This window comes from Actinoplanes derwentensis, from assembly GCF_900104725.1.
In the GTDB taxonomy this organism is placed as follows: domain Bacteria; phylum Actinomycetota; class Actinomycetes; order Mycobacteriales; family Micromonosporaceae; genus Actinoplanes; species Actinoplanes derwentensis.
In genome coordinates this window covers 5557880-5576390 of sequence record NZ_LT629758.1, presented here as the reverse complement: position 1 = coordinate 5576390, position 18511 = coordinate 5557880, and the positions used below count along the sequence as shown (strand labels likewise).

The following is an 18511-nucleotide window of genomic DNA, read 5'->3' as shown; positions in this document are numbered from 1 at the left end:
CAAGATCAAAAACACGATTGCGGCGGTACGCCTACTGAGCCGCCCGAAAACAACCAAAATCGGATAGTGCTCTACCGCAGCGAACGGACACAGGTCTTTCGCCGGACCGTGCCCGGCGGCCGGAGCCTGATCCACAAGCGGGCCACCGGCCCCGGCGCCACCCGCCGCGCCGGACACGAACAGTCGGTGCTGCGGCACCTCGCCGGCATCCCGGGTGTGCCCCGGCTCGCCGGTCACCAGTCACCACGGGTACTGACCGTGGAGGACGACGGCGGCACCGTCCCGGACGGCGGACCGTTACCCGTACCCACGCTGTGGAAGATCGGCGCCGGCCTGGCGGCGACCCTCGCCGCCGTGCACCGCGCCGGGGTGATCCACCGGGACGTCACCCCGGCCAACATCCTGCTGCCCGCCACCGGCCCACCGATACTGATCGATTTCGACCTGGCACTGATCGGGCCCGGCCCCGGCACCGCCCCGGACGGGCCGGTCGGCACACTCGGCTACCTGGCACCGGAGCAGACCGGCCGGATCGGAACCGCCGTCGACATCCGCGCCGACCTCTACGGCCTGGGCGCCACCCTGTACGCGCTGGCCACCGGCGAACCACCGGTCCGCGGCCCGGACACCCTCGATCTGGTCCGGGACACCCTGACGCGCCCACCGGTCCCACCGGACCGGCTGCGCCCCGACCTGCCGCCCCGGTTCGCCGCGATCGTTCTGCGGCTGTTGGAGAAGGACCCGGACCGCCGCTACCAGAGCGCCGAAGGACTGGCCTACGACCTGGCCCGCGGGCAAGCCGACCCGGACGGGCGGTGGCTGCTCGGCGAACGCGACTTCCCGGCCTTCCTGGTGCCACCGGCCCGGCTGGCCGGCCGGAGCCGGGAGACCGCCCTGCTCACCGCGGCCCTGGACCGCGCCCTGGACGGCGGGACACCGGCCCTGCTGGTCGCCGGGCCGCCGGGCAGCGGCAAGAGCGCACTGCTGCGGGCCCTGCGCCCGATGATCACCGACCGGGGCGGCTGGTTCACCACCGGCCGGTTCGACCGGTTCCGCACCGGCACCGGCACCGGCGGCGTCACCCGCGCCCTGCGGGGCCTGGTCCAGGCGGCGCTGGCCGAACCGGAACCGGAGATCGCCGAGGACCGCCGCCGGATCGTGGCCGAACTCGGCGCCAACACCGAAGTGGTCTACGCCGCCATCCCGGAGATGACCGACCTGCTCGGCCCGCGGGAACAGACCCGGCCGGCGGACCCGACGACCGCCCGGGCCCGGGCCGGTGCCGCCGCGGTGGCCCTGCTGCGGGCGTTCGCGGCCCGGCACCGGATCGTGCTGGTCCTCGACGACCTGCAGTGGGCCGTCGACGGATCGGTGCAGGTCCTGGAGGCGATCCTGGGTGCCGGGCCGATCCCCGGACTGCTGATCACGATGACCTACCGCGACGAGGACCCGGCCCTGCGGGAACTGATCGACCGCTGGCGGCACGACGGCCGGGCCGGCCCGGTGATCCGGCTCGCCGGACTCGACCCGGACAGCGCGGCCGAACTGGTCGGCGCGGTGCTGCGGACGCCGCCGCAGGACACCGCCGAGTTGGCCGAAGCGGTCCGGGACAGCGGCGACGGTAACCCGTACGCCATGGTGGAACTGCTCAACGGGCTGCGGTCGGAACGGTTGCTGACCCTGTCCGGGACGGGCTGGCAGTGGGAGCCGGAGGCGGTCCGGTCCTTCGCCGCGGCCCACCAGATTCCCCGATTGCTGGCCGTACGCGTGGAGCAACTGCCCGCCGGGACCCGTCACCACCTGGCCGCCCTGTCCTGCCTCGGCGGTGACGCCGGCACCGGCCTGCTGGCGGCCGCGACCGGGACCACCGAACCGGTACTGACCCGCGACCTGACCCCGGCCGTCGACGGCGGACTGATCCTGATCACCGACGGAACCGTCCGCTTCCGCCTCGACCTGATCCACCAGACAGCACACGACCTGCAGACCACCGCGGAACGGGAGCACACCCACCTGACCCTGGCCCGCCGCCTGGCCACCCGGCCCGGCCACCAGCAGGAAGCCGCCGAACAATACCTGGCCGCCGTCGCCCTGATCACCGGACCGGCGGAACGGCAGACCGCGGCGGCTCTGCTGCACGAAGCCGGCCGGCGCACCGTACGGCTCACCAACCATCCGGTGGCCGCCGAACTGTTCGACGCGGCGAGCCGGCTCGCCCCGGACCGGGGCCCACTGTGCGACGCGATCGCCGTGGACCGGCACGCCACCCTCTTCTGCCTGGGCCGGCTCGACGAAGCCGACCGGATCTACCGGGAACTGGCCGGCCGGTCCCCGGACCTGATCACGCTTGCCGACGCCACCGCGATCCAGGTCGACCTGCTGGCCCAGCGCGGCGACTCACAGGCCTCGTGGGCCCTCGGCCTGGACGTCCTGCGCCGCTTCGGCATCGAACCGCCGGACGACCTGGCACCGTACGTGCTCGCGGAGACGGCCGCCCTGCGGGACCACCCCGGCGACCTCGACCGGGCCGCCGAGACCACCGACCCCCGGGTCCTCGCGGCCGGCCGGCTGATCAACCGGCTGCTGGTGCCCGCCTACCGGCTCGGGACACTGCACCACGCGTGGGTGGTGCTGCAGGCGTACCGGCTGTGGCGTACCGAAGGGGTCTGCCCACCGGTCGTCGGAGCCGCCGGAGCGGCGATCTGCACCACCATCGACCAGTACGACGACTACCGCACCGGGTACCGGCTGAGCCGGTACGTGGCCGAGACCGGCCGGGCGCACGGCTACCAGGCGGAGACCGCCGTCGCCCGGTACATGTACCTGTACCTGGCAGCGCACTGGTTCGAACCCCTCGAAGAGATCGCCGACGCCGGCCCGCAAGCCCGTGACGACCTGATCGCCGCCGGAGACGGCCTGGTCGCCGGGTTGAGCAGCGTCCGGCAGGCGGCCGCCCTTTTCGACACCGCGGACTCGCTGGAGACGGTCGCCGAGGAGGTCGGCGCCGCCCTGGCCACCGCTGAGCGCACCGGCAACCGGACCGCCGCGCTCAGCCTCACCGGATACCGGGACCTGGTACGCGGCCTGCGTGAACCGGTTCCGGACTGCGAACCACCCGAACCCGACGGGCTGCACACCTACCCGCCGGGCCTGGCCACCCACCACGTCAACCGGGCCCTCGCCGCGTTGCTCCGGCACGACCCGGCAGCCCTGGACGAGCACTCCGCCGCGGCGATGCGGCACCGCGACGCGATCCGCGGCTTCTACGTCTCCGCCCTGGCCCGGGTGGTCCGCTGCCTCAGCCTGACCGCCCGGCTCCGCGACGGCGACCCCACCGCCGGCACCGAACTCGGCGGGCTCCGGGACTGGCTCGCCGCCCGCGCCACCGACTCACCCCGCAACTTCCGGCCACTGTTGCGCCTGGTCGACGCCGAACGAGCCTGGGCCCGCGGTGACCCGGACGCCGCCGCCCGGCACTTCGACGCCGGCCTGGACGAGGTGACCGGCCGGCCGTGGCACCGGGCCCTGCTCGCCGAACGGGCCGCCCGCTTCCACCTCGAACGCGGCATGGCACACACCGGGCACCGGCTGCTGGTGGAAGCCCGCGACACCTACCTGGCCTGGGGCGCCGGTGGGCTGCTGGCCCGTCTGGAAGCCGGGCACCCGTTCCTGCGGGCCACCGTCCCCGACTCCGGCAGCGGCGCCGGCACCGACCGGATCGACCTGGTGGCGATCCTGCGCGCCTCCCGCGCACTCAGTTCGGCGACCTCGCTGGCCGGACTGGAACGGCAGGTCGGTGACGTGCTGAGCGCCATGACCGGGGCCACCCACGTACGCCTCGTGCTGCGGCACCGGACCGGGGACTGGCACACCACCGAGATCGCCGGCGACACCCCGGCCGGGCCCGGACCGGACCGGCTCGAATCGGCCGTCCGCTACGTCCTGCGGACCGGCCGACCGCTGCTGGTGGCCGACGCGACCCGGGACGGACGCTTCGCCCGCGACCCGTACCTCGCCGGGCTGGGCACCTGCGCGCTGCTGGCGGTGCCGATTCCGAGCCGGGACGCCGACGGCGCGGTCCTGCTGCTGGAGAACCACCGGCAGGACGGTGTCTTCGCCACCGACCGCCTCGAAGCGGTCCGGCTGATCGCCGGGCAGCTCGCGGTCGCCCTGGACAACGCCCTGCTCTACGACTCGCTGGAGGACACCGTCCGGATCCGGACCGCGGACCTGGCCGACCGGCACCGCGAACTGGAGGCCGCCAACCAGCTCAAGGCCGACCTGATCGGCATGCTCGGCCACGAGATCAACAACCCGCTGGCGATGATGCTCGGCAACCTCGACCTGGCACTGTCCGAGGAGGACCTGCCCGCCGGCACCCGGCAGATCGTCGGCAAGGTGCACCGCACCACGCAGCGGCTCGCGATCATCGTCCAGGAGGTGCTGGACCTGGTCAGCCTGGACGCCGGCCGGCTGATGGCGACACCCGTCCCGGTGCACGTCGCCGACCACATCGAAGCGGCCCTGGTCGCCACCGCCGCCGGCGGGGTGCCGGTGGTCTGCCCGCCGGACCTGGTCGCGATGATGCAGCCCAGCCACCTGGATCAGATCCTCACCAACCTGATCAGCAACGCCGCCAAGTACGGCGGTGGCGTGACCGCGGTCGTCGCCCGGCAACGCGGCCCGGCCGTCACCGTCGAAGTCCGCGACGAGGGACCCGGAGTGCCGCCGGAGTTCCAGGACCGGCTCTTCGACCGGTTCGCCCGCGCCGCGTCCACCGCCGGGAAGGTGGCCGGCACCGGGCTGGGCCTCTACATCGTCCGGGAACTGGCCCGGGCCAACCAGGGCGACGTCGACTACCACCCCGGCGAGACCGGCGGATCGACATTCGTCCTCCGACTCCGGCCGGGTCACGGCCCGGAACCACCGGTAACACCTGGATGATCGTCGGGGAAATCCGCACGGAAGTCACCGCCGGCCGCCGAGGCCGGCATTTTGTCATGTCGTTCGCCGACTTTAAGCTCGTGGAATGCCGACCGAAAGCGTTCTCGAGATCGCCGCCTGCATCGTGATCTCGGCGCTGTTCGCCTATCTCGGCGGGCGTGCCCATCAGTGGTACAGACTCGGTCTCGACCGGGACCGGTCATTTCGCGACGGATACCGGCACGGTTACCGAGCATTCTTCGTGATGGCCTCCCGGGGTTTCCGGCCGGAATACGAAACACGCGAACGGGAACGGCGCGAACAGCAGTAGGGCGGGCCCGGTCCCCAGATCATCTGAAGACCGGGCCCGCCCGGTGAAACGTCACGCCTGTGCCCGCACCCCGGTTCAGGAGGGCGCGGGCGTGGTGGAATTCGTCGGCGAATTCCATGAGCAACCTGATGGTGGTACCCCGCTTGAGAAGCCGGTGCCATCGGGGCAGGCGCATCCCCCGGCGGCACCGGCGTGGATCAGGTGCCTACTTCTTGCGGTCGTTGCGGCCGTAGTCGCCGCCGCCGTGGTTGTCGTCGTCGTCCCAGCCGCCGTTGCCGTAACCGCCGCCGTTGTGCCCGCCGTTGCCGTTGCCGTTACCGTAGCCGCCGCCGTTGTGGCCGCCGTTGCCGTAACCGCCGCCGTTGCCGTAACCGCCGCCGTTGCCGTAGCCACCGTGGCCCTTACCGCCCCAGCCCCAGCCCGGCTTGCCGTAGATGACCCGGCCGGGGTGGCCGTAGATGACCCGTCCCGGGCTCTTCACGAAGACCCGGGCCGGCCGGCCCTGACGGTACTGTCCCACCCACACCGGGCGGTACTGGTTCGGGAAGGCACAGACGGCGCGCAGCGCGACGTCGAAGCCGCCCCGGTCCCAGTTGTCGTAGCTGGCGACCTGGAGCGCCCAGGCACCGCCGCGCACGCCGACGCGGACCGGGCTGCAGCTGTAGGTGTCCCAGTAGCCCCGCTGCTCACCGAAACGCCCGGCCAGGCTGCAGGCCTGGAGCGACGAGTAGAAACCGGCAACCTGGACGCCGTCGTTCAGGTGGACCGGCCGCGTCGCGGGCTTGGTGTGCGCGACACTATTGGCATTGACGGCCTGCGCTGGACCGGCAGCTACCGCAAGCGCGGCGAGCAAGCCGAGTCCACCCGTGGAAATAACGCGGGTGAGCTTTTTCATCGCGGTTCCTTTCGGTTTCTTCTGGTGGAGCCTTTCGAGAGGGAGAACACCATTTCCGCGACGCCGGTTGTCGCTCCTGCGTACATTGTCGGATGCCTGAACGACTGCCGATGACTGGCCGTTCAGGGGAACTGCCCGAAGAAAGCGTCAGGGAGCGAACCGAATTCGCTTTCCAGGGCTCTTCCGCTCTCCGTGGTGGCCCGGCTCCACGCCCGACGTAGTGCGAACGGGCGTTAGCGACCGTCCGTTCGCACCACCCGATCCGCCTTTCGGCCGATGGCGGGCGGCTGAAATGACGACGGACCCCTGGCCGCAAGTGGGCTGAATTACGTTGCTTCTACCTCGAAATAGTTCGCGGAGGGGCATTTCGGCACCTTGTACCGCAGCCGATTCGCTGTTAGCGCGGCACCGAAAGGCCAGAACGGGCGTCTCTGGCCTCTGCCGACATTTCTGGCAAGTTAATGGCATGACGGAACTCCCGGCGGCCCGGTCGCGGGGTGGACCGTGGGGACCGGACGGCGACTAGATCAAGGACTCGACCGTGGCAAAAGACGACACGACGCTGCCCGCGAGGTGGCGGGCGGCCTACAACGCGGCGCTGGCCCTGCTGGAGAGCGATCAGCCGTACAGCGATCCCTCGGATCCCGTCGCCCGAGCCCGGGTGCAGCGTGCCCGCACCGACACCCGGAGATGGATCCGGGCCCAGAAGACGCTCGCGGCGGTCGGCGAGCTGTCCCCGGTCCAGCGCTTCTTCGTCGAGCAGATCCCGGACGACTGGTGGGAACTCGACTTCCGGCGCCGGCGGCGTAAGCGAGCGCCGCGACACGCCTCCGGGCCGGTGCGGACCGTACCCGAGACGTGACGGCGCCGACTGAGCCGGCCGGCACCGGGCCGGCTCAGTCGGCCGGGTGTGTCTCCGGGTCCATCGGATCGATGGCCCGGGGTTCCTCGGCCCACAGCGCCCGCAACTGGCTCTGCAGGAACATCGTGATCCGCTGCCGGTAGTCGTTGTCGAAGCTCGCCAGGGCCTCGATCTGTTTCTGCAGCGCCTCCCGCTGCATCGCGAGCCCACCGACCGCGTCCTGGTAACGCTGCTGCGCCTGCGCCCGCATCTGTTCGGCGTGCACACTGCCGTCGGCCACGATCCGCCCCGCCTCGGCACGCGCCTCGGTCAGGAGCCGGTCGGCTTCGGCGCGGGTCTCGGCCAGCAGGCGGTCGGTCTCGGCGCGCGCTTCGTCGGCGTACGCATGGGCCTCGCGGTGAATCTGTTCGGCCAGAGCCTGGGCCTCGGCGCGCACCTGGTGGGCGTGCCGGTTCACCGCGGCGATGTGATCGTCCGCGGTGCGCTGGGCCAGCGCGAGCAACTGGAGCGCCCCGTCCGGCAGGACCAGGGTCTCCGCCGACGGGACCGATGTCGTTCGCTGCGCTGGCGGCATCGCCGGGACAAGCACGCCGTCGAGGCCGCCGGACAACATCACCTCGGTGTCGGTGTTCACGTTCGGTTCCCTTCAAGCAGGTGAGCGCTGTGGTAGACCGTGCCGGGACCGGCCGTTGACGTCGTGGAACGGCTCCGGCAGAGCCGGAACAGGGCGAAGTACCTGACCGGGACGACGAACAGCAGGCTGAGGAACGCCTCGGCCGGAGTGAGCAGCAGCCACGTCCAGAACCTGTCAGGTCCGCTCGTCCGGGGCCGGTCGACCAGATACAGGCCCGTGATGGCGTAACGAACCAGCAGATACAACGTGGCGTACAAAGCGGCCGTGCCGCTTTGGACCGGGCCGCTGACCAGCGCCACCGACGCGTATCCGACGGTCAGGGAACCGGCGAGCATCCGGGCCGCCGGAAACAGCCGCCCGAACGTCCGCCACCACGTCGTCGACCAGCGAAACCACAGGTCGAAGGCGGTCGCGGGGTCGGCGGGCGCCCGAGTCCAGGCGGTCGCCGCCGGCACCACCGTCGTCTCGCCCTCGAACACGGCCGACCCGGTCCGGTGGTGATGCCGGTCCGGAAAGGCGGCGCCGGCCCGGCACAGGGCGGCACCCGGCAGCGGCCGGCTCATCCGCATCGCCCGGGAACTGCCGAGGTGCACGTCCGCGATCCGGGTGAGCAGGTTCTGCCCGGCGTTACGAGCCACGATCATCGGCTTGGCCACCGTCACCCGTGACCGGGCGAACGCCGCGAGCAGATGCCCCAGCGCGTGCTCGTCGAGGATGCAGTCACCGTCCAGGGTCAGGACGAAGTCCCAGTCACCCGGATCGAGCTGGTCCAGGACATGCAGGCCACCGGGGCGCGACCCGCCGTCCGGCCGGCGGTGCCAGTACACCCGCGGGTGGGCGAACGGCTGCACCGGGCGGCGGTCCGGGCCGTCGTCGGTGACGTGGACCTCACTGACGACGGCACCGTGCTGGCTCAGCAGCGACCAGACACAGGCGCGCAGATCCTCCGCGGCGGCCTCACCGGCCGGGACGATCGCCACGACCCGGCCGGGCACCGCCTCCGGATGCGGGGGCCGGGAGTTGCGGACGAAGGAGTACGCCCGCACCAGCAGCGTCGCGTACCCGGCGCACCAGCAGGCGAACAGCGCGGAATCGGTGACCTCCCGGTGTACGTACCCGGTCACGGCGGTCACCGCCAGGATCACGATCCCCGCGGCCAGCGCGCGCCAGACGGTCCGGGACCCTGCCGGGCCGATGTGCTGCATGCGCGGGAGCCCTTCCCTCGACGACGCCGACGACGGCTGCGGCGGTCCAGCCGCGAGGGGGATGTTGGCAAAACGGACAGACAAGTCAAATACCCTGAGGCCCCGTTCGCGTGAATCAGGCTCGTTCTCACGCCTTCGGACTCCGTCACACGGACCGCTGTGCCGTCCGAACGGGGGTGGGCCAGGGGTCCGTGCGGACCAGTGCGCGGCCACGGATTCAATGGGCCGATCGGCTATCAGGGACCGCTCTTCGTCCGCCGAACGCCGAACCGGCGACTGACTTCCTGCGTCGCCGAACGTGAGTTTGCCGTCATGAAAACAGCTCCCGGAAGCCGGAGGAAACAGTGAAAGCGATCCGCCGATGACACCCGCCAGGTTCGTCCTGCTGGAGTCGCTGTGCGCTCTCGCGGTGGCCTGTGTCAGCGCCTACATCGGCGGCCGGGTGCACCAGCGGCACCGTGAGCACCACCTGCGCCGGGCCGCTTTCCGCAACGGATTCCGGCACGCGTCAGCCGCGTTCGCCGCCCGGATGGCCGCCGGCCGGCGACGACCGGTCATCGCGTCACCGGTGGGCCGGCCGCCGCGCAAGAAGTTCTCCCGGCCTCGCCCCTGCGCACCGAGAAGCCGGACGTTCCCCTTCGAGACAGGAAGATCATGACAGCGCCCGGCAACGGCATCCTGTACTTCATCCTCACCCTCTGCATCGTCGTGTCCAGCGGTTACGCGGTCGGCCGGATCCACCAGTGGCACCGCCACGGGCTGGAACGGGATGAGGCCTACCGGACCGGCTACGACCAGGCGTCCCGCTCGATCATCGGCATGATGGCCGAACGGCGGGCAACCAGCGTGCCGGCCCCGATCGTCAACCCGCCGCACGTGCGCCGCACCGTGTTCAACCAGCGGACCCTCTACCCGGACCACGAACAGGACCGCCGGCTGGAAGATATACAGTTCCGCACATCCCGGTGAAACAGCGGATTCATAGCGTGACGTCCATGGCCACCATCCCCGGCAAGCATCACGAGGACCTGGTCGAAGCCGCCGGCATGCCGGTCGGTAGCGGCGTCACGAAACCCGATTACGATCCGCGTCTCACCAACGATGACCTCGCCCCGCTCAAAGAACAGCGGTGGGGCTCGTACAACATCTTCGCGTTCTGGATGTCCGACGTGCACAGCGTCGGCGGATACGTCACCGCCGGCAGCCTCTTCGCCCTGGGGCTGTCCAGCTGGCAGGTGCTGGTCTCCCTGGTCGTGGGCATCACGATCGTCTACTTCTTCTGCAACCTCGTCGCCAAACCGTCCCAGGTCACCGGCGTGCCCTATCCGGTGATCAACCGGGTGGCCTTCGGAGTGCTGGGCGCCAACGTGCCGGCGATCATCCGCGGTGCCATCGCGGTCGCCTGGTACGGCATCCAGACCTACCTCGCCTCGGCGGCCCTCGACGTCGTCATCCTCAAACTGTGGCCGTCCCTGATGCCGTACGCCGACGTCGACCAATACGGCTTCCTCGGCCTGCCACTGCTCGGCTGGTGCACGTACGCCCTGCTCTGGGTGTTGCAGGCGGCCGTCTTCTGGACCGGCATGGAGACCATCCGCAGGTTCATCGACTTCTGCGGACCGGCCGTCTACGTGGTCATGTTCGTCCTCGCCGGATATCTGATCTCCCAGGCCGGCTGGAGCGCCATCGACCTGAACCTGGGCGAGGTCACCGTCACCGGCACCGACGCGATCCCGGTCATGCTCGGCGCGATCGCCCTGGTCGTGTCGTACTTCTCCGGCCCGATGCTGAACTTCGGCGACTTCTCCCGGTACGGCAAGTCGTTCACCGCCGTGAAGACCGGCAACTTCCTCGGCCTGCCGGTCAACTTCCTGATGTTCTCCATCCTGACCGTCGTCACCGCCTCACTGACGGTCCCGGTCTTCGGGGAACTGCTCACCGACCCGGTGGCGACCGTCGCCCGGATCGACAGCACCTTCGCGATCGTCCTCGGCGCGCTCACCTTCACCATCGCCACGATCGGCATCAACATCGTCGCCAACTTCATCTCACCGGCGTTCGACTTCTCCAACGTCAGCCCGCAGAAGATCTCCTGGCGGGCCGGCGGCATGATCGCCGCGGTCGGATCGGTGCTGCTCACCCCGTGGAACCTCTACAACAACCCCGAGGTCATCCACTACACCCTCGAAACGCTCGGCGCCTTCATCGGCCCGCTGTTCGGAGTCCTGATCGCCGACTACTACCTGATCCGCAAACAGAAGGTGGACGTGGACGCGCTGTTCACGATGTCGCCGAACGGGCCGTACTACTACAAGAACGGCTACAACCCGCCGGCCATCATCGCCACCGCGGCCGGCGCGATCATCGCGGTGATCCCGGTACTCGGCAAGATGACAGACGTCGCGCAGTACAGCTGGTTCATCGGCTGCGGCCTCGGCTTCGTCGTCTACCTGAGCCTGGCCCGCCGTACCGCCGCGGTCTCCGGTCCTCCGGTGAAGATCAAGTTCTGATGCGCATCCGGGTCATCAATCCCAACACCACGGCGTCGATGACCACACTGATCGAGGTGAGCGCCCGGGCCGTCGCCGGCCCGGGCGTCGTCGTCGAAGCGGTCACCCCGGCGATGGGCCCGGCCTCCATCGAAAGCCACTACGACGAAGCCCTCGCCGTCCCCGGCCTGCTCGCCGAGATCATCGCCGGGGAACGGGACGGCGCCGACGGACATGTCATCGCCTGCTTCGGCGACCCGGGACTCGACGCCGCCCGCGAGATCGCGTCCGGTCCGGTGGTCGGCATCGCGGAGGCGGCGATGCACGCGGCGACGCTGGTCGGCCGCGGATTCAGCGTGGTGACAACCCTTGGCCGTACGGCGGGGCGAGCGCACGACCTGGCCCGCCGCTACACCGCCACCGGAGCCTGCAAAGGCGTACACGCCTGCGAGATCCCGGTCCTGGAACTGGAGACCGACCCCACCGTGCTGCCCCGAGTGGTGGCCCTGGCCCGGCACGCCCTGGACCACGACGGCTCCGACGTGATCGTGCTCGGCTGCGCCGGAATGGCCGGCCTCTGCGCCGACGTGTCACGACGAGTCGGCGTCCCGGTGATCGACGGCGTCACCGCCGCCACCCTGCTGGTGCAGTCCCTGGTCACGTTGGGCCTAGGCACCTCGAAACGGGACGAGTACGCTCCGCCCCTGGTCAAAGCCTATTCCGGAAGATTGAGCGACTTCATGCAACCCGGCCGGGACGGCAGTCGTCAGGGAGGTGTGAGAGCGAAGGAGGGGCTCGTGTGAAGAACGAGCGAGATGAGCAATTCCACCAGTTCGTGGTCAGCCGGAGGGCCGCACTGGTGCGTACGGCGACTCTGCTCACAGCGGGTGACGCCCACCTGGCCGAAGACCTCGTCCAGTCCGCGCTGACCAAACTGTACGTCGCCTGGCCGGCGTTCCAGCGAGCCGACAACCCGGACGGCTACGTCCGGCGAGTGCTCGTCAACGCGCTGACCGACGAGCGGCGACGGTGGTGGCGGCGCAGCGAACGGTCGATGGCCGAGGTCCCGGACCACGTGGCCGTCCCTCATCGTGACGGTGACGTCTCCGACGGGCTGCGCGCGGCCCTGAAGGAACTGCCACCGAAGATGCGGGCGGCACTGGTGTTCCGCTACTTCTACGACCTCGACGTCGCCGACACCGCCGACGCCCTCGGATGCTCCGAGGGAACGGTGAAGAGCCAGACCGCCCGGGCGCTCGACCGCCTCCGGACAGTCCTCGGCCCCAACCCCTCCCTAGCGCTGCTGTGACGCTTCGATCAGGAGAAACGACATGATGAACCTTCAGGACGGGCTGGCGGGCATCGCCGGACCGGCCGTCGAACCCACCACCCAGCAGATCGCCGCCGACATGGCCCGCGGACAGCGGGCCCTGCGCCGCCGCCGTCTCGCCCAGGCCGGCACCGGCTCCGCGTTCGCCGTCGCCGCACTCGCCGCGGCCGTCGCGTTCGCCACCACCGGCGGAGCCACACCGGCCCAGCACACCCCGATCGCACAGGGCACCACCGCCGGCAGTGTGGTCGCCCCGACCGTGAAACTGGTCGCCTACACCGGCGACCAGCCGGAGGGCTACACCCTCGACCAGGTGCCGGACGGCTGGGAGGTTCAGGGCGTCGACTCGTACGTCCTGACGCTCGGCCCGAAGAACGCCAAGGACAAGAACCCGCAGAACTTCGTGGGCAAGGTCGTCGTCATGCTCCAGTCCGTCGACGAGACCGGCGCGCCCAAGGGCGAGAAGGTCGACGTCGGCGGCAAGCCCGGTGTGCTCGGCAAATCCGAGGACATGACCACCGGCTGGTGGCTCTACGTCGACCAGCCCAGTGGTCCCCGCCTGCAGGTGCAGGTCTGGGACGGCCTCGGCTGGAGCAAGACCGACGTCATCGAGTTCGCCAAGGGCATCCACGTGAACGAGAACGCCAAGCCCGGCCAGGGCTGACGCCGGCCGAGGGAGGAAAACGGCAGCCCGGGACGGGGAAAGCGCCCCGGGCTGCCGCGTCTCGTCCGGCATGCGCGGGCCGATGGTGACCCGAGCACGCCTCGCGTGGTGACCACGGGAATGTGGCCGGTCTTCCGGGCGGCGAACTCACGACTGTCGCGGGCCGATCCCGTTGCGATTCGGGGTGCCGCCGGTGGTCCCGGTTGTCGTTCCGGGACCGTAGTGGCCGGTGACGGCCGGGTCGGCAAGCGGGTTGGCACCACCGGATCCGCCGGTGGTCCCGGTTGTCGCTCCGGGACCGTAGTGGCCGGTGACCGCTGAGTTGGTCAGGGTATTGCCACCAGAGCCGATCGGGACCTGAGTACCGGACGGATCTCCGCCGCCGACCGGGTTCCCGACGGGGGGATAGCCGCCGCCCGGGCCCGGCTGCCCGCTAGGACACGCGGTGGGTGATCCGCCGCCGACCAGCGTGCCGCCGTATACCCAGCCGAACATCTGGGCCGCGGGGATGCCGATGAATGTCCAGCTCTCGCCCCGTTCGTTCATCCGCCAGCAGTAGTACCGGACGGCGTCGGTGGCGAACCCCATCCCGAACGACGGGCACTCCATCCCCGGCCCGGTGCGGAGGTTGGTCGGCGAGATCTCGAACTTCCCGTCGAACGGAAAACCGGTGATCGTCGGCACTCCCGAGCAAGGCCCCGCCTGTGCGGGCTGGGCCGAGGTCAGTACCGCGATGGGCACGGCCGCCGCCGCGACGATCGTCGCCGACACCGCGCGTCGAGCATTCATGTCATGTCCTTTTCTGGTCGATGTGTCGATCGACCGCCGGGACAAAACCGGACAGTCCCCAGGAGTCTAGGAGCGATATCCGGCGACTCCTGGAGATAGCAGATTTCTCATCGTGAAACACGATAAGTCCGACATGAAGGCGCCGATGTGACTCGTCTCACCAGCCGCGTGCGCGCCACTCCGCCAGATGTGGACGCTCCGCGCCGAGCGTCGAGTCCCGGCCATGGCCCGGGTAGAACCAGGTGCCGTCGCCGAACCGGTCGAACAGTTTGCGCTCGACATCATCGATCAGCGACGTGAAATTCTTCTTCACCCCGCGGGTGTTGCCCACCCCGCCGGGAAAGAGGCTGTCGCCGGTGAAGAGATGCTCCCCCCGATACGACAGCACGATCGACCCCGGCGTGTGGCCCACCACGTGGATCACCTCCAGCGTGTGGCCGCCGACCTCGATCAGGTCGCCGTCGGCCAGCGCCCGGGACACCACCGGGATCTCCGACGCGTCGTCGACGTGCGCCAGGGAGTCCGCACCGGTGGCCTTCACCACGTCGGCCAGAGCCTGCCAGTGATCACCGTGCCGGTGTGTCGTCACCACCGTGCGCAGCCCCGCCGGGCCGATCAGCTCCAACAGCCGGCCTGCGTCGGCCGCCGCGTCGATCAGTAACTGCTCGCCACCGGCCGACAGCAGGTAGGCGTTGTTGTCCATCGCGCCGACCGACACCTTCGTCAGGGTCAGGCCACCACCCAGGTCACGGACCGCGGGCTCGCCGCCCGGAACGACATCACCGGTGTAAGTCACGTCAGAACCCTAGCGCCCCGGAAATCGCTTTCGCCTCGGTGACGACGCCACTACCGTCGTGACAGACGCGCCGATCGATCACATGCGGAGGAGGTGAGGAGCGTGCAGTTCGCCAGTACCGCGTCCCTTCACCCGGGGGCTTCCGCCTGAGTGCCAGGCCACGTCGTCCCCTAACACCGCAAAGGGTTCTCATGTCGTACCCCCTGTCCCAGCTGGGCTGGGACGACCGTTTCGCTTCCTCGTTCCGCCGTTTCGACCGGCCCGACTCCGTTCCCGGCCGGGTCCTCCGCGCCGACCGCGGCATCTGCACCGTCCTCACCGAGTCCGGCGTGACCCGGGCCACCCTCGGCGGTTCCGTGATGGTCGAAGCCGCCCGCGACCCGTCCGCCCTGCCCAGCGCCGGCGACTGGGTGGTGCTGCGACACTGGCCGGACCGGCGTACCACCCTGGAACTCGTGCTGCCCCGCCACACCACACTCATCCGGCGAACCGCCGACAAGGACTCCTCAGGTCAGGTCCTCGCCGCCAACATGGACGTCGTCGCCGTCGTCGAGCCGATCCACCCGGAACCCGACGACGCCCGCGTCGAACGCCTGCTCGCCCTGGCCTGGGAATCCGGCGCCGACCCGCTCCTGGTCCTCACCAAGAGCGACACCAGCCGCGACCCGGCGGCGATCGCCCGCCAACTCGGCGAACTCGCACCCGGCGTGCCGGTCCTGCCGGTCAGCGTCCAACAGGGCCGGGGCCTCAACGAACTGCGCGCCCGGATCGGGCCGGGCCGGACCGTCGCCCTCCTCGGCCGTTCCGGCGCCGGCAAGTCGACCCTGGTCAACGCACTGGCCGGCACGAGTGTCATGCCCGTCCAGGAGATCCGCGACGCGGACGGCAAAGGGCGGCACACCACCGCCTACCGCAATCTGGTGCCGCTCCCCGGCGGCGGGGCCGTCATCGACACCCCCGGCATCCGTGGCGTCGGCCTTCTCGACACCGGCGGCGGCTTGGACCGGGCCTTCGCCGACGTCACCGGCCTGGCGGCGCGGTGCCGTTTCGACGACTGCGGCCACGAGTCCGAACCCGGCTGCGCCGTCCAGACCGCCCTGGCCGACGGCTCGCTGCCGCCACGCCGCCTGGAGAGCTGGCGCAAACTGCGCCGCGAGGTCGAGGTGGAGAGCGGCCGCCGCTCCGCAAGGCTGGCCCGCCAACGACGTTCCCCCGCGCCCCCGAGCAGCCGTCGCCTCTGAACCCCTCCTCCGGTACGGCTGGCCGGCACACCGGCAAACACCTCGCGCGTCGGCTGGCCTGCCTCCACCTCGGGCGTCTGCCGCCACCTCGCGCGTCGGCTGACCAGCCCCCACCGCCCCGCGACCGCCGGGCCGTTCATCGGCGCGCTGGCCAGTTGTTCGTCCGGCCCGTCGTTCTTCCTGCTCTTGCTCGTCCAGCCCCGTGTTCTCCGGCCTTTCGTTCGTCCGGCCCTTGTTTGGCGGGCTCTTCGACCGGCCGGACGTAGTTTCTCCCTGCCCCCAGTTCTTCCCCGGCCCAGCTCTTCCGGCCCGTTCTTTTCGGCTAGCCGTAGCTGAGCAATGTCATAGCGGGTCCATGACGTTGCTGAGCTACGGCTCAGTCAACCCGGCCGTAGTTCAGACCTGTTATGGCGCCCCAGAACATGGCTGAGCTACGGCTAGCCGAATTTCATGACTGAGCGACGGCTAGCCGTCGTTGAGGGAGGTGAGTCGGGGAGGGAGGTGAGTGGGTGGGGTGGGGGTAACCGGCTCGGTGTGGGGGTGTAGGGGCGTTCTGGCAGAATGCGGCCGGTGCGTGCGGCTGACGAGGTGACCGAGAAGGCGGCGGAAGTCGCGGAGAAGGCCGGGCGTCCGGCCCGGTGGCAGCGGGTCGATACGTGGGTCGCGCTGGGGTTCGCTCTGTTCGCGACGCTGGTGACGATTCAGCTCTGGATCGACCCGAACGGGCGGGTGCTCGCCGGCAACGACGACGATCACGGCATCTTCCTGTTCATGCTGGCGCACGCCGAGCGGGTGGTGTTCGACGGTGCGGCGCCGTTCTTCAGTGACCGGTTCAACGTGCCGGTCGGTGTCAACATGATGGCGAACACGTCGATCCTGGCCTTGGCGATCCCGCTGGCTCCGGTCACTCATTTCCTGGGCGGCGGCGTCACGGTGGCGCTGTTGGTGACCGGGGGTCTGGGCGGTACGGCTTTCGCCTGGTACTGGGTGCTGTCCCGGCATCTGGTGGACAGCCGCCCGGCGGCGTGGATCGGTGGCGCCTGGTGCGGTTTCGCGCCGGCGATGATCTCGCACGCGAACGGGCATGTGAACTTCGTCAGCAACTATGTGCTGCCGTTCATCGTCTGGCAGGTGCTGCGGCTGCGGGAACCGGGCCGGGTCCGGCGCGGCGGCGTGATCCTGGGTCTGCTCATCACGTTGCAGGTGTTCATCAACGAGGAGGCGCTGCTCTTCACCGCGTTGACGCTCGGCCTGATGGCGGCCGGGTACGCGGCGATGGCCTGGAGTGAGGCGCGTCTGGTCTGGAAGCATTTCAGTGCCGGGATCGGGGTGGCCGCGCTCACCTCGGGGGTGCTGCTGGCGTACCCGCTGTGGTACCAGTTCTTCGCCCCGGGTAACTATCACGGGCAGCCGTTCGAACCGACCGCCTATGTCACCGATGTGGCGTCGCTGGGCTGGTTCTCCCGGCAGGCGCTCGCTGGAAACGCCGCGCTGACCAGGAATTTGAGTGTGAGTGCGACCGAGGACAACACGTTCTTCGGCCCGGTCGGCCTGGTGATGGTCATCGTGGCGATCGTGATGTTGTGGAGGTCGGTGGCGTTGCGGTCGACTGCGATCGCCGGCCTGGTGTTGCTGGTGATGTCGTTCGGCCCGCAACTGCGGATCTTCGGGTACGACACCGGAATCCCGCTGCCGTTCGGGCTGATCAGTCACGTTCCGGTGATCGACCTGGTCAGCGTGACCCGGTTCGCGATGGTGCCGGCCGCGGTCGCCGGGGTGTTGCTGGCGTTCGCCGTGGATCGGGCCGGTTCGTTCGCGCCGAAACGCCGGCGCCTGTTCTGGATCGGCATGGTGCTGGCGCTGGTGCCGTTGATCCCCAAGCCGTTGCCGGTGGTGCAGGGTGATCCGATGCCGCCGTTCCTGACCGAGGGGACCTGGCGTTCCTATGTCGCGGATGGGAAGACGCTGGTCACGGTGCCGTTGCCGGATGTGACGTCGGGGCGCACCGGGCAGCGCTGGGCGACTCTCAACAATCTGGACTATCCGACGCCGCGTGGCTATTTCATGGGCCCGGCTGATCCGCCGGCCGACGACACCGGTTCCTGGCAGGCTCCGCACCGTTACACGTCCGACCTGCTGTGGAGTGTGCGGGAGTACGGCTATGTTCCGGCGGTGGACCGGGAGCGGTTCCTGGCGGATCTGGATTTCTGGCGGGCGGGTGTGGTCGTGCTGATTCCGGGTAGCCGGAATGAGGCGTCGCTGCGGTCTGTTCTGGTGGAGGCCCTGGGTGAGCCGCAGAGCGTGGGCGGCGTGGAGCTCTGGCCGGTTCCCTCGAACGGATGATCGACCGGG

General features: G+C 70.0%; 16 protein-coding genes. 11 read left to right on the top strand and 5 right to left on the bottom strand.

Annotation, left to right across the window (positions count from 1 at the left end):
• Window positions 1–66 precede the first annotated feature (66 nt).
• Both BLU81_RS24540 and BLU81_RS24535 read left to right on the top strand, forming a co-directional pair.
• On the top strand, window positions 67–4944 hold the full coding sequence (locus BLU81_RS24540) for a sensor histidine kinase (RefSeq protein WP_092546821.1): 4878 nt from the start codon (window positions 67–69) through the stop codon (window positions 4942–4944).
• Between the two features lie 85 nt (window positions 4945–5029).
• Entirely contained in the window at window positions 5030–5254 is a 225-nt protein-coding gene (locus tag BLU81_RS24535; RefSeq protein WP_092546820.1) for a hypothetical protein, read from the top strand.
• A 205-nt stretch (window positions 5255–5459) separates the two neighbouring features.
• Here BLU81_RS24535 and BLU81_RS49960 read toward each other — a convergent pair whose 3' ends face one another.
• Window positions 5460–6149: a hypothetical protein gene (locus BLU81_RS49960; RefSeq protein ID WP_197685978.1), complete on the bottom strand. Its 690-nt coding sequence runs from the start codon at window positions 6147–6149 to the stop codon at window positions 5460–5462.
• 541 nt (window positions 6150–6690) lie between these two features.
• Between BLU81_RS49960 and BLU81_RS24525 the strand changes: the two genes are divergently transcribed.
• Window positions 6691–7011 carry a hypothetical protein gene (locus BLU81_RS24525; RefSeq protein ID WP_092546819.1) on the top strand — a complete coding sequence of 107 codons (321 nt, stop codon included), beginning with the start codon at window positions 6691–6693 and terminating at the stop codon, window positions 7009–7011.
• A 34-nt stretch (window positions 7012–7045) separates the two neighbouring features.
• Here BLU81_RS24525 and BLU81_RS24520 read toward each other — a convergent pair whose 3' ends face one another.
• Window positions 7046–7645, bottom strand: a complete 600-nt coding sequence (locus tag BLU81_RS24520) for a V-type ATP synthase subunit E family protein (RefSeq protein ID WP_092546818.1) — start codon at window positions 7643–7645, stop codon at window positions 7046–7048.
• Window positions 7642–8934: a glycosyltransferase family 2 protein gene (locus BLU81_RS24515; protein ID WP_157751776.1), complete on the bottom strand. Its 1293-nt coding sequence runs from the start codon at window positions 8932–8934 to the stop codon at window positions 7642–7644. The genes BLU81_RS24520 and BLU81_RS24515 overlap by 4 nt, the downstream gene beginning before the upstream one ends.
• Window positions 8935–9211: 277 nt before the next feature.
• On the opposite strand from BLU81_RS24515, the gene BLU81_RS24510 reads away from it, so the two are divergent.
• From BLU81_RS24510 to BLU81_RS24485, 6 genes are read left to right on the top strand one after another with little or no spacing between them, the layout of a single operon-like run.
• Entirely contained in the window at window positions 9212–9508 is a 297-nt protein-coding gene (locus tag BLU81_RS24510; RefSeq protein WP_092546816.1) for a hypothetical protein, read from the top strand.
• On the top strand, window positions 9505–9819 hold the full coding sequence (locus BLU81_RS24505; RefSeq protein ID WP_092546815.1) for a hypothetical protein: 315 nt from the start codon (window positions 9505–9507) through the stop codon (window positions 9817–9819). Before BLU81_RS24510 ends, BLU81_RS24505 begins: the two co-directional genes overlap by 4 nt.
• Before the next feature lie 26 nt (window positions 9820–9845).
• Window positions 9846–11360 (top strand): NCS1 family nucleobase:cation symporter-1, encoded by a 1515-nt coding sequence (locus BLU81_RS24500; protein ID WP_092546814.1) that lies wholly within the window; start codon window positions 9846–9848, stop codon window positions 11358–11360.
• Entirely contained in the window at window positions 11360–12142 is a 783-nt protein-coding gene (locus BLU81_RS24495; RefSeq protein WP_092546813.1) for an aspartate/glutamate racemase family protein, read from the top strand. The genes BLU81_RS24500 and BLU81_RS24495 overlap by 1 nt, the downstream gene beginning before the upstream one ends.
• On the top strand, window positions 12139–12648 hold the full coding sequence (locus BLU81_RS24490; RefSeq protein WP_092546812.1) for a SigE family RNA polymerase sigma factor: 510 nt from the start codon (window positions 12139–12141) through the stop codon (window positions 12646–12648). Before BLU81_RS24495 ends, BLU81_RS24490 begins: the two co-directional genes overlap by 4 nt.
• 22 nt (window positions 12649–12670) lie before the next feature.
• Window positions 12671–13333, top strand: coding sequence for a hypothetical protein (locus BLU81_RS24485; RefSeq protein ID WP_092546811.1), 663 nt, complete (start codon window positions 12671–12673; stop codon window positions 13331–13333).
• 147 nt (window positions 13334–13480) lie between these two features.
• Here the strand turns inward: BLU81_RS24485 and BLU81_RS24480 are convergent, their stop codons facing one another.
• Window positions 13481–14122 (bottom strand): hypothetical protein, encoded by a 642-nt coding sequence (locus tag BLU81_RS24480; RefSeq protein ID WP_157751775.1) that lies wholly within the window; start codon window positions 14120–14122, stop codon window positions 13481–13483.
• 157 nt (window positions 14123–14279) lie between these two features.
• Window positions 14280–14918 (bottom strand): MBL fold metallo-hydrolase, encoded by a 639-nt coding sequence (locus tag BLU81_RS24475; protein ID WP_092546809.1) that lies wholly within the window; start codon window positions 14916–14918, stop codon window positions 14280–14282.
• 191 nt (window positions 14919–15109) lie between these two features.
• On the opposite strand from BLU81_RS24475, the gene rsgA reads away from it, so the two are divergent.
• Window positions 15110–16159 carry a ribosome small subunit-dependent GTPase A gene (rsgA, locus tag BLU81_RS24470; protein ID WP_092546808.1) on the top strand — a complete coding sequence of 350 codons (1050 nt, stop codon included), beginning with the start codon at window positions 15110–15112 and terminating at the stop codon, window positions 16157–16159.
• A gap of 570 nt (window positions 16160–16729) precedes the next feature.
• Window positions 16730–18502: a hypothetical protein gene (locus BLU81_RS24465; RefSeq protein ID WP_092557582.1), complete on the top strand. Its 1773-nt coding sequence runs from the start codon at window positions 16730–16732 to the stop codon at window positions 18500–18502.
• The last annotated feature ends 9 nt before the right edge of the window (window positions 18503–18511 follow it).

What these genes read in the sequence shown, in the direction of transcription:
- BLU81_RS24510 (WP_092546816.1), top strand. Translation starts at nt 9,212, where the DNA reads ATGACACCCGCCAGGTTCGTCCTGCTGGAGTCGCTGTGCGCTCTCGCG.
- BLU81_RS24505 (WP_092546815.1), top strand. Translation starts at nt 9,505, where the DNA reads ATGACAGCGCCCGGCAACGGCATCCTGTACTTCATCCTCACCCTCTGC.
- BLU81_RS49960 (WP_197685978.1), bottom strand. Translation starts at nt 6,149, where the DNA reads ATGAAAAAGCTCACCCGCGTTATTTCCACGGGTGGACTCGGCTTGCTC.
- BLU81_RS24480 (WP_157751775.1), bottom strand. Translation starts at nt 14,122, where the DNA reads ATGAATGCTCGACGCGCGGTGTCGGCGACGATCGTCGCGGCGGCGGCC.
- rsgA (WP_092546808.1), top strand. Translation starts at nt 15,110, where the DNA reads ATGTCGTACCCCCTGTCCCAGCTGGGCTGGGACGACCGTTTCGCTTCC.
- BLU81_RS24535 (WP_092546820.1), top strand. Translation starts at nt 5,030, where the DNA reads ATGCCGACCGAAAGCGTTCTCGAGATCGCCGCCTGCATCGTGATCTCG.
- BLU81_RS24500 (WP_092546814.1), top strand. Translation starts at nt 9,846, where the DNA reads ATGGCCACCATCCCCGGCAAGCATCACGAGGACCTGGTCGAAGCCGCC.
- BLU81_RS24485 (WP_092546811.1), top strand. Translation starts at nt 12,671, where the DNA reads ATGATGAACCTTCAGGACGGGCTGGCGGGCATCGCCGGACCGGCCGTC.
- BLU81_RS24495 (WP_092546813.1), top strand. Translation starts at nt 11,360, where the DNA reads ATGCGCATCCGGGTCATCAATCCCAACACCACGGCGTCGATGACCACA.